At 69.6% G+C, this 13,684-nt stretch carries 11 protein-coding genes and 1 pseudogene; 5 read left to right on the forward strand and 7 right to left on the reverse strand.

The annotated features are described in order from the left end of the window. Positions 1-164: 164 nt before the first annotated feature. Entirely contained in the window at positions 165-623 is a 459-nt protein-coding gene (locus RKD20_RS13850; RefSeq protein ID WP_424878001.1) for a PPOX class F420-dependent oxidoreductase, read from the reverse strand. A 178-nt stretch (positions 624-801) separates the two neighbouring features. On the opposite strand from RKD20_RS13850, the gene RKD20_RS13855 reads away from it, so the two are divergent. Beyond that, positions 802-1,506 carry a helix-turn-helix domain-containing protein gene (locus tag RKD20_RS13855; RefSeq protein ID WP_424878002.1) on the forward strand — a complete coding sequence of 235 codons (705 nt, stop codon included), beginning with the start codon at positions 802-804 and terminating at the stop codon, positions 1,504-1,506. A gap of 31 nt (positions 1,507-1,537) precedes the next feature. On the opposite strand, the gene RKD20_RS13860 is transcribed toward RKD20_RS13855, so the two are convergent. After that, a complete protein-coding gene (locus tag RKD20_RS13860) occupies positions 1,538-2,563 on the reverse strand; it encodes an ATP-dependent 6-phosphofructokinase (protein WP_351994437.1) in 1,026 nt (341 codons plus the stop codon). Positions 2,564-2,758: 195 nt separating this feature from the next. On the opposite strand from RKD20_RS13860, the gene pta reads away from it, so the two are divergent. From pta to pyk, 3 genes are all read left to right on the forward strand, one after another. Next, positions 2,759-4,858 carry a phosphate acetyltransferase gene (pta, locus tag RKD20_RS13865; RefSeq protein WP_424878003.1) on the forward strand — a complete coding sequence of 700 codons (2,100 nt, stop codon included), beginning with the start codon at positions 2,759-2,761 and terminating at the stop codon, positions 4,856-4,858. Then, positions 4,855-6,081, forward strand: coding sequence for an acetate kinase (locus tag RKD20_RS13870; RefSeq protein WP_424878004.1), 1,227 nt, complete (start codon positions 4,855-4,857; stop codon positions 6,079-6,081). Before pta ends, RKD20_RS13870 begins: the two co-directional genes overlap by 4 nt. A gap of 73 nt (positions 6,082-6,154) precedes the next feature. Continuing rightward, entirely contained in the window at positions 6,155-7,582 is a 1,428-nt protein-coding gene (gene pyk / locus RKD20_RS13875) for a pyruvate kinase (protein WP_424878005.1), read from the forward strand. Between the two features lie 64 nt (positions 7,583-7,646). On the opposite strand, the pseudogene RKD20_RS13880 reads toward pyk, so the two are convergent. From RKD20_RS13880 to RKD20_RS13900, 5 genes and pseudogenes are all read right to left on the reverse strand, one after another. After that, positions 7,647-7,966: pseudogene (locus tag RKD20_RS13880) on the reverse strand (hypothetical protein). Positions 7,967-8,264: 298 nt separating this feature from the next. Continuing rightward, entirely contained in the window at positions 8,265-9,596 is a 1,332-nt protein-coding gene (locus RKD20_RS13885) for a hypothetical protein (protein ID WP_424878006.1), read from the reverse strand. Further along, positions 9,586-10,149, reverse strand: a complete 564-nt coding sequence (locus RKD20_RS13890) for a DUF6114 domain-containing protein (RefSeq protein WP_424878007.1) — start codon at positions 10,147-10,149, stop codon at positions 9,586-9,588. The genes RKD20_RS13885 and RKD20_RS13890 overlap by 11 nt, the downstream gene beginning before the upstream one ends. 135 nt (positions 10,150-10,284) lie before the next feature. Beyond that, positions 10,285-10,938 (reverse strand): DUF6230 family protein, encoded by a 654-nt coding sequence (locus RKD20_RS13895; protein ID WP_424878008.1) that lies wholly within the window; start codon positions 10,936-10,938, stop codon positions 10,285-10,287. A gap of 662 nt (positions 10,939-11,600) precedes the next feature. Beyond that, complete coding sequence (locus RKD20_RS13900; protein ID WP_424878009.1) at positions 11,601-12,578, reverse strand: tetratricopeptide repeat protein; 978 nt, start codon at positions 12,576-12,578, stop codon at positions 11,601-11,603. Between the two features lie 232 nt (positions 12,579-12,810). Here RKD20_RS13900 and RKD20_RS13905 point away from each other — a divergent pair, with 232 nt between their 5' ends. After that, positions 12,811-13,449, forward strand: a complete 639-nt coding sequence (locus tag RKD20_RS13905) for a TetR/AcrR family transcriptional regulator (RefSeq protein WP_424878010.1) — start codon at positions 12,811-12,813, stop codon at positions 13,447-13,449. Positions 13,450-13,684: the final 235 nt, after the last annotated feature.

A 13,684-nucleotide genomic window follows, 5' to 3' on the forward strand; every position in this document is an offset into this window, starting at 1 on the left:
CCGCGCGGACCCGCACACCCCTGCTCAGGCAGACCCGGACCCGAAGACGGGCACAATCCACGACGCCGGCCAGAGCACCTGCCCAGGACGCGGAGGCTGACTACCGGGAGCCGACGGGATTCACAGGGTGCGACCCGGCCGCCGAGCCGCACGGCCGCGCGCCCTCACTCCTCCCGCAGCACCCCGGGACGGAACGGTTCCACGCCCACCACCCTGCGCACCCGCACCGGCTCGATCAGGAGCATCACCCGGCGCTCCCCCGCGAGCAGCCACGGGTACCGCTCCTCGCCGATGTACTTCCGGGTGAGCCGGTCCATGGAGCGCTCCGCCTCGGCGCCCTCCACGAACCGCACCACCCGGCCCCGGATCTCGACGCGGTCGTAGGGGTTCTCGGGGTCGTGGTGGGAGAGGGAAACGTTCGGATTGCGCCGCAGGTTTTCCTCCTTCACACGTCCGATCGCCGTGTTGACCATGACGAACTCACCTTCGAGGTCCGCCCACATGGGCGAGACCTGCGGCGCGCCGTCCGGACCGACCGTCGCGAGGTGCCAGAAGTTCGGCGCCAGCAGCCGCTCGCGAATATGCCCCTCTACCTTGCCATTCACTTCGTACACGAAGATCACACCTCTTTCCGGCCACCCGCCCGGGCACCCGGCGCCATCCTCGTCACCACCCCCGCGCCCCCGACAGACGATCTTCGGCCAGCCCGAACCCACGGCCGAAACCGTAGGTTCCTACAATCCGTGATCCTGGCCGAACAGACCGTAGTCACCGCACTCCGGCGCCCCTAGCTTGTGGGCCGTGCGCCGACCCCCCGCCCTGCCGAACCAGCCCGGACCGCCCTTCGACAACCTCACCGCCCGCAGACTCCGTGTCGCTCTCGGCATGGGTCCCGAGCACGTGGCCTACGGGCTGCGCGTCTCGTACGGGCTCCCCTACGTCACCCCGGATCTCGTGCTCGCCTGGGAGCGCGGGATCGTCTGCCCCACCAGTCCGGAACTCACCGCTCTGTCGGGCGTGTTGTGGTGCTCCCCCGGTGAACTCATCGGCCGCCCCCGCACCCTGCGCGAACACCGGGTGGCGCGCGGCATCGCCCCCGAGGCCGTGGCCCGTGCGGTGGGCCTGGAACTGCTCGTCTACCTCGGCATGGAGGAGCGCGACGAGTGGCGCGGCACCGACCGCCAGTCCGCCGCCCTCGCCGATCTGCTGGAGCTGACCCTGCCGGACTTCGTCGCCGTCACGGGACGCGAGAAGCGGCTCGCCGAATGCCTGCGCGGAGCGGTCAGCACCCGCTGGCAGGCCTACGTCCGTCAGGTGGCGAAGATCGTGCCCCTGGACCGGCGCCTGGTGGAGGAGACCCTGATGGATCTGCACCGGCAGTACCAGGGGCAGATGGTGTCCACCCTGAGCTGGGGCGGGGGCGGCGAACGCTCCGGCGAGGCCGGCCAGGAGTTCCTGGACGACATCGTGGAGCGGTTCTGGGACGCGGTCGAGAGCCGGCCGTAGAACCGGAACCGCCGACGGGGTCTGGACGGGGCTAGAAGACCGACTCCGCCTCGTCCATCCGGTCCTTCGGGACCGTCTTCAGCTCGGTGACCGCCTCCGCGAGCGGCACCATCACGATGTCGGTGCCCTTGAGCGCGGTCATCCTGCCGAACTCGCCCCGGTGCGCGGCCTCCACCGCGTACCAGCCGAAGCGGGTGGCGAGGACCCGGTCGTACGCGGTGGGGACGCCGCCGCGCTGGACATGGCCGAGGATGACCGGCTTGGCCTCCTTGCCGAGGCGGCGCTCCAGTTCGTACGCCAGGGCCGTGCCGATGCCCTGGAAGCGCTCGTGGCCGAACTTGTCGATCTCGCCCGTGCCGTAGTCCATGCTGCCCTCGGCGGGGTGCGCGCCCTCGGCGACGCAGACCACGGCGAACTTCTTGCCGCGGGCGAAGCGCTCCTCGACCATCTTGACCAGGTCGGCCGGGTCGAAGGGGCGCTCGGGCAGGCAGATGCCGTGGGCGCCGGCGGCCATGCCGGACTCCAGGGCGATCCAGCCCGCGTGCCGGCCCATGACCTCGACGACCATCACGCGCTGGTGGGACTCGGCGGTGGTCTTGAGGCGGTCCATCGCCTCGGTGGCGACACCGACGGCGGTGTCGAAGCCGAAGGTGCGGTCGGTGGAGGAGATGTCGTTGTCGATCGTCTTCGGGACGCCGACGACCGGGAGACCGGCGTCGAACAGCATGCGGGCGGCGGTCAGCGTGCCCTCGCCGCCGATCGGGATCAGCGCGTCGATGCCGAACTGGTGGATCATGTCGGAGGCGCTCTCGCACGCCTCGCGCAGCCGGTCGCGCTCCAGTCGGGAGGAGCCGAGGATGGTGCCGCCGCGGGCCAGGATGCCGCTGACGCTGTCCAGGTCGAGAGCGCGGTAGCGGCCGTCCAGGAGGCCGGAGTAGCCGTCCTCGAAGCCGATGACCTCGTCGCCGTAATGGTCGACCGCGCGGTGCACGACCGACCGGATCACTGCGTTCAGGCCGGGGCAGTCTCCGCCTGCGGTGAGAACTCCGATGCGCATCGTGCTGTGTCTCCTGCTCGCTGTTGATACCGGTGAGCCTGTCCCGATTCTTTCACGTCCCCGCGGAGCACCGTCGCATCCCGTGCTGGCGGGCGCCCTATCGATCGACCGGGGTACTGTCAAGAGGGTTTCCGCTCACCTCGGTGGGCGATTTTCATGACCCGTGCGAGAGAGTGCGAGAGAGGGAGATCACGCGTGACCCGCAGCGTGTACGTGACCGGGATCGACCGCGGCGACGGCCGCCAGGTCGTCGAGCTGGGGGTCATGGAGCTGCTGACCCGCCAGGTCGACCGGGTGGGGGTGTTCCGGCCGCTGGTGCACCACAGTCCCGACCGGCTCTTCGAGCTGCTGCGCGCCCGCTACCGGCTCTCCCAGGACCCGGCCACCGTCTACGGCCTCGACTACCACGAGGCCTCCGCGCTGCAGGCCGAGCGCGGCACCGACGAGCTGGTCTCCACCCTCGTCGACCGCTTCCACCTGGTGGCCCGCGACTTCGACGTCGTCCTGGTCCTCGGCACCGACTTCGCCGACACCCAGCTCCCGGACGAGCTCGCGCTCAACGCCCGCCTCGCCAACGAGTTCGGCGCCTCCGTGATCCCGGTCGTGGGCGGCCGTACGCAGCCCGCCGAGTCGGTGCTCGCCGAGACCCGCAACGCCTACCGGGCCTACGACAGCCTGGGCTGCGACGTCCTCGCCATGGTCACCAACCGGGTGGCCCGGGAGGACCGCGACGAGATCGCCGAGCGGTTGTCCGGCCGGATGCCGGTGCCCTGTTACGTCGTGCCGGACGATCCGGCCCTCGCCGCGCCCACCGTCGCGCAGATCGGGCAGGCCCTGGGAGCCAGGGTGATCCTCGGCGACGACTCCGGGCTCGCCCGGGACGCGCTGGACTTCGTGTTCGGCGGCGCGATGCTGCCGAACTTCCTGAACGCCCTGACCCCGGGCTGCCTGGTGGTCACCCCGGGCGACCGCGCGGACCTGGTCGTCGGCGCGCTCGCCGCGCACAGCGCCGGGACCCCGCCGATAGCCGGTGTGCTGCTCACCCTGGACGAGGTGCCGAGCGACGAGGTCCTCACCCTCGCCGCGCGTCTCGCCCCCGGCACCCCGGTGCTCTCGGTCGCGGGCAACAGCTTCCCCACCGCCGCCGAACTCTTCGCGCTGGAGGGGAAGCTGAACGCGGCCACCCCGCGCAAGGCGGAGACCGCGCTCGGTCTCTTCGAGCGGTACGCCGACACCGCCGAGCTCGCCCACCGGGTCTCCGCGCCGAGCAGCGACCGCCTCACACCGATGATGTTCGAGCACAAGCTCCTGGAGACGGCCCGTTCCGACAAGCGCAGGGTCGTGCTCCCCGAGGGCACCGAGCCGCGCGTGCTGCACGCGGCCGAGGTCCTGCTGCGCCGGGGTGTCTGCGACCTGACGCTGCTCGGCCCGGTCGACCAGATCCGCAAGAAGGCCGCCGACCTCGGCATCGACCTCGGCGACTGCCGGCTGATCGACCCGGCGACCTCCGAACTGCGCGATGCCTTCGCCGAGAAGTACGCGGCCCTGCGGGCGCACCGGGGCGTCACGGTCGAGCTGGCCTACGACGTGGTCTCCGACGTGAACTACTTCGGCACGCTGATGGTCCAGGAGGGCCTCGCCGACGGCATGGTGTCCGGGTCGGTGCACTCCACGGCGGCGACGATCCGGCCGGCCTTCGAGATCATCAAGACGAAGCCGGACGCCGACATCGTCTCGTCGGTCTTCTTCATGTGCCTCGCCGACAAGGTGCTGGTGTACGGCGACTGCGCCGTGAACCCCGACCCGGACGCCGTGCAGCTCGCCGACATCGCCATCCAGTCGGCGGCGACGGCCGAGCAGTTCGGTGTGGAGCCGCGGATCGCGATGCTGTCGTACTCCACCGGTACGTCGGGCTCGGGCGCCGACGTCGACAAGGTGCGGGAGGCCACCGAGCTGGTACGGCAGCGGCGGCCCGACCTCAAGATCGAGGGGCCGATCCAGTACGACGCGGCGGTCGAGCCGACCGTCGCGGAGACCAAGCTGCCGGGTTCCGAAGTCGCGGGCCAGGCCAGCGTGTTGATCTTCCCCGACCTCAACACGGGCAACAACACCTACAAGGCCGTGCAGCGTTCGGCCGGGGCGATCGCCGTCGGCCCGGTGCTGCAGGGTCTGCGCAAGCCCGTCAACGACCTGTCCCGGGGCGCTCTCGTCTCGGACATCGTCAACACGGTCGCCATCACGGCGATCCAGGCCCAGATCCCGACCGCTCCGACAGAGAAGGCTCCCGCCCAGTGAGTGCCACCCGCGTCCTCGTCCTCAACTCCGGTTCCTCGTCGGTGAAGTACCAGTTGCTCGACATGCGGGACAGCAGCCGGCCGGCGATGGGGATCGTCGAGCGCATCGGCGAGGAGGGCTCCCGTCTCCGGCACACGCCCCAGGGCGGCGGGTCCCGCGAGTGGACCGGCCCGATCGCCGACCACGACGCGGCGCTGAAGGCCGTGGCGGAGGAACTGGCGAAGGACGGGCTCGGCCTGGACTCCCCCGAGCTGGCCGCGATAGGCCACCGCGTGGTGCACGGCGGCAAGACCTTCACCGAGCCGACGGTGATCGACGAGGCCGTGCTCGCGGAGATCGAGCGGCTGATCCCGGTCGCCCCGCTGCACAACCCGGCCAACCTCACCGGCATCCGCACCGCGCGGGCGCTGCGACCGGACCTGCCCCAGGTCGCCGTCTTCGACACCGCGTTCCACACCACGATGCCGGAGTCCGCGGCGCGCTACGCGATCGACGTGGAGACCGCTGACGCGCACCGCATCCGGCGGTACGGCTTCCACGGCACCTCGCACGCGTACGTGTCCCGGGCGACGGCGAAGCTGCTGGGGAAGGCGCCGGAAGAGGTGAACGTGATCGTGCTGCACCTCGGCAACGGCGCGTCCGCGTCCGCCGTGCGGGGCGGCCGATGCGTGGACACCTCCATGGGGCTGACGCCGTTGGAAGGGCTTGTGATGGGTACGCGCTCCGGGGACATGGACCCCGCCGTCATCTTCCATTTGATGCGTGTTGGCAAAATGTCCACGGACGAGATCGACACTCTTCTCAACAAGAAGAGCGGGTTGATCGGGTTGTGCGGGGACAACGACATGCGGGAGATCCGCCGCCGGGTCGACGAGGGCGACGAACAGGCGAAGCTCGCATTCGACATCTACATTCACCGGTTGAAGAAGTACATCGGCGCCTATTACGCGGTGCTCGGCCGCGTGGACGCGATCGCGTTCACGGCCGGCGTCGGGGAGAACGCGGCACCGGTGCGCGAGGCCGCCGTCGCGGGCCTGGAGTCCCTTGGCCTGGCGGTGGACGACGCGCTGAACGCCGTACGGAGCGACGAGCCGCGACTGATCTCGCCGGCGGACGCCCGGGTGGCGGTGGCCGTGGTGCCGACGGACGAGGAATTGGAAATCGCGACACAGACCTACGCGCTGGTCGAAGAAGAAAAGCAACTGAGCAGTAACCGCAACTGAGCGCGACCCCGCCCATTTGTATCTTCCACCAGGCGGAATATTCCGCAGCGAAACAAACCGATAGGATCGCCCCATGCGCCGTTCGAAAATCGTCTGTACTCTCGGCCCCGCGGTCGACTCCCACGAGATGCTGGTCTCGCTGATCGAAGCCGGCATGAACGTGGCCCGTTTCAACTTCAGCCACGGCTCGCACGCCGAGCACCAGGGGCGGTACGACCGCGTCCGTGCCGCCGCCAAGGAGACCGGCCGGGCCATCGGCGTCCTCGCCGACCTCCAGGGCCCGAAGATCCGGCTGGAGACCTTCGCGGAGGGTCCGGTCGAGCTGGAGCGCGGTGACGAGTTCGTCATCACCGCCGAGGACGTCCCCGGTGACAAGACCATCTGCGGGACGACCTACAAGGGCCTGCCCGGTGACGTCTCCCGGGGCGACCAGATCCTCATCAACGACGGCAACGTCGAGCTGAAGGTCCTGGACGTCGAGGGCCCGCGGGTCAAGACGATCGTCATCGAGGGCGGTGTCGTCTCCGACCACAAGGGCATCAACCTGCCCGGCGCGGCGGTGAACGTCCCGGCGCTGAGCGAGAAGGACATCGAGGACCTCCGCTTCGCGCTGCGCATGGGCTGCGACATGGTCGCGCTGTCCTTCGTCCGGGACGCCAAGGACGTCGACGACGTCCACCGTGTGATGGACGAGGAGGGCCGCCGGGTCCCCGTCATCGCCAAGGTGGAGAAGCCGCAGGCGGTGGACAACATGGAGAGCGTCGTGATGGCGTTCGACGCCGTCATGGTGGCCCGTGGCGACCTGGCCGTCGAGTACCCGCTCGAGAAGGTCCCCATGGTGCAGAAGCGCCTGATCGAGCTGTGCCGCCGCAACGCCAAGCCGGTGATCGTGGCGACCCAGATGATGGAGTCGATGATCACCAACTCCCGCCCGACCCGCGCCGAGGCCTCCGACGTGGCCAACGCGATCCTGGACGGCGCGGACGCGGTCATGCTGTCGGCGGAGTCGAGCGTGGGCGCGTACCCGATCGAGACCGTCAAGACGATGTCGAAGATCGTCGTCGCGGCCGAGCAGGAGCTGATGTCGAAGGGCCTCCAGCCGCTGGTCCCCGGCAAGAAGCCCCGCACGCAGGGCGGTTCGGTGGCCCGCGCGGCCTGCGAGATCGCCGACTTCCTCGGTGGCCGGGGCCTGGTGGCCTTCACCCAGTCCGGCGACACCGCCCGGCGCCTGTCGCGCTACCGCGCGCAGCAGCCGATCATCGCCTTCACCACCGACGAGGACACCCGCAACCAGCTGGCGCTCAGCTGGGGCGTGGAGTCGCACGTGGTGCCGTTCGTGAACACCACGGACGAGATGGTCGACATGGTCGACCAGGAGATCGCCAAGATCAACCGCTTCAACCCGGGCGAGATCGTCATCATCACCGCCGGCTCGCCCCCCGGCGTCGCGGGCACGACCAACATGCTCCGCGTCCACCACATCGGCGGCGCGGCGCAGTAAGCACCCTGTACGAGGCCGAGGGCGCCCCCCGTGACGGGGGGCGCCCTCGGTGTGTGTCAGGGCCTCAGCCGACCGCGCCGGATTCCGCGGGGAAGTCCGGCGGCCAGGGCAGGGAGGCGTCGTACAGGGCCTGCCGGTCGCCCATCAGCGCGTACGCGGCCTCGCGCCGGCTCGGTGTGCCGCTGACGACGAAGCTGTCGCCCTCCGGGTCCAGCATCCAGGTGTACTCGGCGTCCTCCGCCGTGAGCCGGTGCCGTTCGCTCAGGTGACGCGGGTCGTGGTCCCGTCCACGGCCAGCGCCTCGCTGGCGAGGCAGAGCTGCCGGTGAGAGGGGTTGAAGCCTTGAACCGCCCGGGGTAGGCGCGGTTCCCCTGACAGCAGCATCCTCAGCGCGTCGTCCGCCGTCCGGGGCCCGCAGCTCGTCGCCCGGACGCAGGTCCCGGGTCTCGGTCCAGTCCCGGTCCTGGATCCAGTACGGGTGCGCGTCGGTCGACTCGACCGTGCCGTGCTCCGTCTCGACTCGGACGAGATGAACGACGGGACCAGACCAGGCCGCCGACCCGGGTGGATTCCGTGATGGGGTTTTCCGGAGGGGCGACTGATCGCGACTGTGCCCCGCCGGGTCGGGCCCGGCGGGGCACAGTCGCTCTGCGGCTCCCGGAAGGGTTCGTGAGGGGCCTGGTCAGCCCTCGCTGTACTGGCGCATGCCGGGCACCGTCAGCGTCCCGCCGTACTGGGCGGCCTGCTGGACCGTCACATTGGTGAAGTAGATCACCGGGATGTTCAGCGGCGGAGGGCTGTCCGGGGTGAACGTGAGCGGGATCAGCCCCAGCAGGTTGCCGGAGATGCTCTCGGTGTACATGACCGTCTTGCCGCCGGTGATCGTGGACGGCTTCATGCCCTTGCCCGCCTGCACGTGATACGTCGTGCCGCGGTCGGTGACGGTCTGGTGGAGGTCACCGATCTCGGTGCCGCCGGATATGACGTACTTCAGGACCCTCTTGGTCTTGCCGCTCGCGGTCCTGACCTTGACGACACCCTGGTAGTCGGCGCCCTTGAGGAGCAGCGAACTGGCCTTGAGGGTCCAGGAGTTGTCCGCCACCGTGATACCGGGCTCGGTGTCGCCCACCTCGTCTGTGGCGGCCGGGCAGTCCCCCGGGTCGGTGCTGGAGCTCGCCGAGGGGCTCGGGGAGGCCGTGGCGTCCGCCGCCGCCTCCTCGGCCGCCTTGGTGGCGTCCTGGACAGCCTTGGTGGTGTCCTCGGTCGCCTTGGACGCCTTGTCGGTCGTGTCCTTCACGGTGTCCTTCACCGTGTCGGTGACCTTCTCGGTCGTCTTGTCGACGGTGTCACCCGCGGTGTCGCCCGCGCTCTTGGACGCCGAGGCCGAGGGAGTCGGCGTCGGGGTGGCGCTGGAGGAACCGCCGGAGCCGGAGCCGCCCGTGAAGATCCCGGTGATCGCGTCGCCGATGTCCGTGAGGAGATTGCCGTCGTCGCTCGCGGAGGCGGACGGGGACGGCGTGGCGGTGGCCGAGCCGCCGGAGCCGGAGGAGGAACTGCTCTCCTCCTTGCTCGCCGAGGCGGAGGGGGACGGCGTGGGCGTGGCCTTGTCGCCGGAACCCGAATCCGACGAGGAGGAACCGTTCGAGCCCGAGCCTGAGCCGGACCCCGAGCCGGAGGTCGCCGACGGGGACGGCGTCGCCGTGGTGTCGTCGGTGGACGGGGACGCACTTGCCGAGGCGGACGGGGAGGCACTGTCGCTCAGGGCCGCGACGCAGTCCTTGTACTCGTCCGCCGTCAGGCTCTTCGCGGTCGGCGCGTCATCGGCCAGCGCGAGCGTCGGCGTGAACCCGATGCCCATGAGAACGGCCGTCGGCATCGCCGCCATGGCTATCGCCTTGCCGGCCGGCATGTGGAACCTGGTGATCAGCGGCTTCTTGGGTGCCGCGTGGCGGGGCCCGGATCTCGCACGGGACGCCTCAACGTCAGCCCCGTGGGTCGCCTCGTCAGCCGGCACTGTGCCTCCCGTTCGCCCCGTTGACCGGGCTCGTTCCTGACAGATCGTTCGGCTCGCCCACCGGGTTCACCGGCCGCAGGAGCGTGGTGTCGTAGTCCGTGGCCTCGGGCGCGCCGCCCTCACCGGTCGTGTCCTGCTGGGCCGGCTCCTCCGCGGGCGGTACGCCCGGCGCCCACGCCACGGCCATCGCCCCGCCGAGCAGCGCGAAGAGGAAGCCGACGATGAAGCCGCCGAAGTTGGAGACGGGGAGGGACACCAGCCCGAGCATGATCGCCGCGACACCCGCGAAGGTGCGTACGTGCTTCTGGAACCAGAGGGTGATGCCCAGGACGACGAGCAGTACGCCGATGATCAAGGATCCCGCGCCCGCCGTGGTGGCCATGGCGATGGTCAGGCCACCGAGCTTGAGGTGCGCATACGGGAAGTACATGATCGGAAGTCCGCTGATCATGACGAACAGCCCCGCCCAGAACGGGCGGGTGCCCCGCCACGCGCGGAACTGCTGCCTCCGGCGGTCGAACTGGCCGGGCGCGGCAGGACTCTCGGCGCTCATGGAAAACAGCTCCCTGGTGCGGCGTTGCTCTTGATGAGGGTGTATCGCGATGATGAAGTTGGGGGGATGTGAAGGCGACGGGCGGGAGATGGCAGGCGGGGGACCGTAACGGCTCCCCCGCCCGTCACTGAGCGCCTAGTAGCACTCGATCCCGTCGCCGCTGCCCCAGCTCAGACCCATGTGGAGGTCGGAGAGCTTGAAGGTGCCGGCCGTGGTGGCCCACGCCGTCTGCTTCACATCGGTCAGCACGGCCTTGTCGGCCTGCTGGGCGAACCCGAACGGGTTGGACTGCTCCCCGTCCGCGGTCTTGGGCTTCGGGGTGTTCCCCTTGGTGGTCCCGGCGGGGACACCGATGTTGATGCTCGAGAACACGGCATCTTTTGCGTCGAGGTTGGCGACATCGATGTAGATCTTGTCGGCCTCGACCGCCGTGCCCTTGTCACCCGCGGTCAGCTTCAGGGTGACCGACTTGTTCAGGAACGGAACCGGGGTGACCACGGACTGGCACATGTTGGTGATCGTGGCGTGGTCGAACGCCGACACCGACACCGGGTGCGCCTGGTCCTTGCCGTCAAGACCCTTGCCCGAGTCAATGGCGCCGTACTGGTTCATGTCGTAGCCGACGAGCTGGCCGGCCCGAACCTTGAACTCCTGCCCCGACACACTGAACGACGCGGCAAGTGCGCCCTGCGCGAGGGCGACACCTATCACAGCCGTGGCGGCAACGCTGGGCACCATGACCACAGCGAACCGCTTCCATCTTGTCCCGCCACGCACCTGGGACTCCATATTTCCTCCTTCTCGGACGTACATCTCCTGGCCCTGACTGCCCTCTCGAAAGGACGGCTCAGCCGGGCAGGGATGGGAGAAGTGCTACGTCCTCGGGAAGGAGAGCGCCCGTCCTCGGAGGCGCGAACCGCGCACCGATCACCGGCGATCACCCCCGAGCGACAACCACTTGGTCGCGCCTGACACGCATCACGCACAACCTTGCTGGACAGGCTCCGCCGTTGGGCGAAGACCCCCCTGTCCAAGAGCCTGCGCACCTGCCGCCTGCTCTGCTCGGTGGGGACCCTAGGAATCCCGCGGCCCGACCGGCTGTCGGGGTACGGGAAAGGACCGAGCGTCGCCGATCGTGGTGCATTCTCGCCGCCCGCACAAGGGGCTTCGTTACTCGGTAGTAACGGGCGGATAACCGAACAACGACCCGCTGGTCTCGGTCGGCGACGCTGGGTGGCAAACAGGGGGAGGACAAAGCAGTTTATGGATGGACAGAATCCGACAGATCAACGCCGCTGACTTACTGGAAGTAACAGCGGCCGCGTTTACCAAGTTTTGGCAAAGCGCGGCCGCAGTGACCCCCTGACGGCGAATCTTTCACTCCGGCAACACATGCCGGAGTGTTTAGCGACTGGTCAGAACCGGACTCGCGCCCCGCTCCGACTCCCCGCTCAGAACAGGGCGCGGGACAGCGCCCTGCGGGCCGCCGCCACCCGCGGATCGTCGGCACCGACCACCTCGAAGAGCTCAAGTAGCCGAATCCGTACGGTGTCCCGCTCGTCGCCCGCCGTGCGCCGCACGGTGTCGATGAGCCGTCCGAACGCGTCCTCGACATGACCGCCGACCAGATCCAGGTCGGCTGCTGCGATCTGCGCCTGCGCGTCCCCGGGCTTCTCGGCCGCCTCCTTGCGCGTCCGCTGCGGGTCGAGGCTCTGCACCCGCTGGAGCAACTCGGCCTGGGCGAGCCCCAGTTTGGCCTCGCTGTTGCCGGGGTCGTCACTCAGTACGTTCTTGTACGCCTGGACGGCCCCGCCGAAGTCCCCTGCGTCCAGGGCGCGTACGGCGGCTTCGAGGAGTGCGTCGTACGGCCCCGCCGGTACGGCCGCGGGCTGCGGGGCGGCGCCCCGCTCGGCGTCCGGGTCGACCGTGAGACCGGTCAGGCCGAAGCGCTCCTCGGCGACCTGCACCAGCTGGTCCAGGGTCTGCTGGATCTGCTCCTTGCCGGCCGCGCCCTGGAAGAGCGGCAGGGCCTGCCCGGCGACGACGGCGAACACGGCCGGGATGCCCTGCACCCCGAACTGCTGCATCAGCATCTGGTTGGCGTCGACGTCGATCTTGGCGAGGAGCAGGCGTCCGTTGTACTCGAGGACGAGCTGCTCCAGCACCGGGCTCAGCTGCTTGCAGGGCTCGCACCACTCGGCCCAGAAGTCGATGACGACCGGGACCTCGGTGGACCGCTGCAGGACATCGCGCTCGAACCCCGCCTCGTCGACGTCGATGACGAGATCGGCCGGGGAGACGGCGCCCGGGCCGCCGCCCTGCCTGGCCGCTTCGGCGCGCGCCTGCTCCGCCTTCGCCTTGGCCTCCTGGGCCGCTTTCACCGCGGCGAGGTCGACGACTCCGCTCATGGACATGTTCCGTGGCTGCATGCGTCTATCCTCCCCCGTGCGCGCGCGTCTGTGAAAAGCGCTGTGAAAGCCGGTCGTGCGGCGCGGTCCTGACGCCGGGTCCCCACCCCGCGCCGTGCGCACCGTCGCCCGCGTACGTCCGTCGCGAGCTTTCGCTACGAGTCGTAGCGTAATGGCACTCAGTGCCTGCCCGGTACCCCACCCCGGTGATCTCCCTCACTGGGTCTCGAGAACCGCCCGTTATGGTCGGAGAATGCAGAGCCGCACCCCCGCCCCCCGCGCCGCAGGACGCCCGCGCAGTGCCGCGGCGGACACGGCGATCCTCGCGGCGACCAGGGCGGCGCTGGTGGAGCTGGGCTGGTCGAAGCTCACGCTGGGAGATGTGGCTACCCGTGCGGGGGTCGCTAAAACCACCCTGTACCGCCGCTGGGCCGGCAAGAACGAACTCGTCGTGGACGCGGTGGCCGAACTCTTCGACGAACTGGAACTCCCCGACAGCGGGACCCTGGCCGACGACATCGAGGGCGTGGTCCTGCAGTTCGCGGCGATCTTGATGCGGCCGGAGGCGCAGAGCGGTCTCATGGCCGTGATCTCGGAGTCGACGCGGGACGACGCGCTGCGCGGGCGCATCCGGGAGTCGATCGTCGAACGGCAGAAGCGGCTGGTGCTGGAGGGGCGCTGCCGCGCCCAGTCCCGCGGCGAACTCCCGCCGGAGACGGACCCGTTGGAGTCCGCCCGCACGGTGGACCTCATCTTCGACATCGTCGCGGGCTCGGTGGTGCACCGCTGCCTGGTGAGCTCGGAGCCGGCCGACGCGGCATGGGTGCGCAGCCTGACGCGCGTGCTGCTGCTGGGACTTCGAGGAGCCGCGGACGCGGACGGGTCCGTGTAGCCGAAACGTAGTAGTCAAAACGTAATGAGGAAAGCGCATGACAGACGACGTGGTTGTCGCCGCAGCGACTTCCCCCCGTGCGGCATGCGCCGGCACTCGCCCCCCATGAGCCGGCGCCACCGCTTACCCCACGACGCTCTCATGGAGTGATCTTCACGGGAAGGTCAAATAATTCCCACGAAGACCTCAACAGACGACAAGGGAAGACAAATACGACACTAATTGATCACATCGT

The organism is Streptomyces sp. SLBN-8D4, from assembly GCF_049739545.1.
Lineage (GTDB): Bacteria > Actinomycetota > Actinomycetes > Streptomycetales > Streptomycetaceae > Streptomyces > Streptomyces canus_C.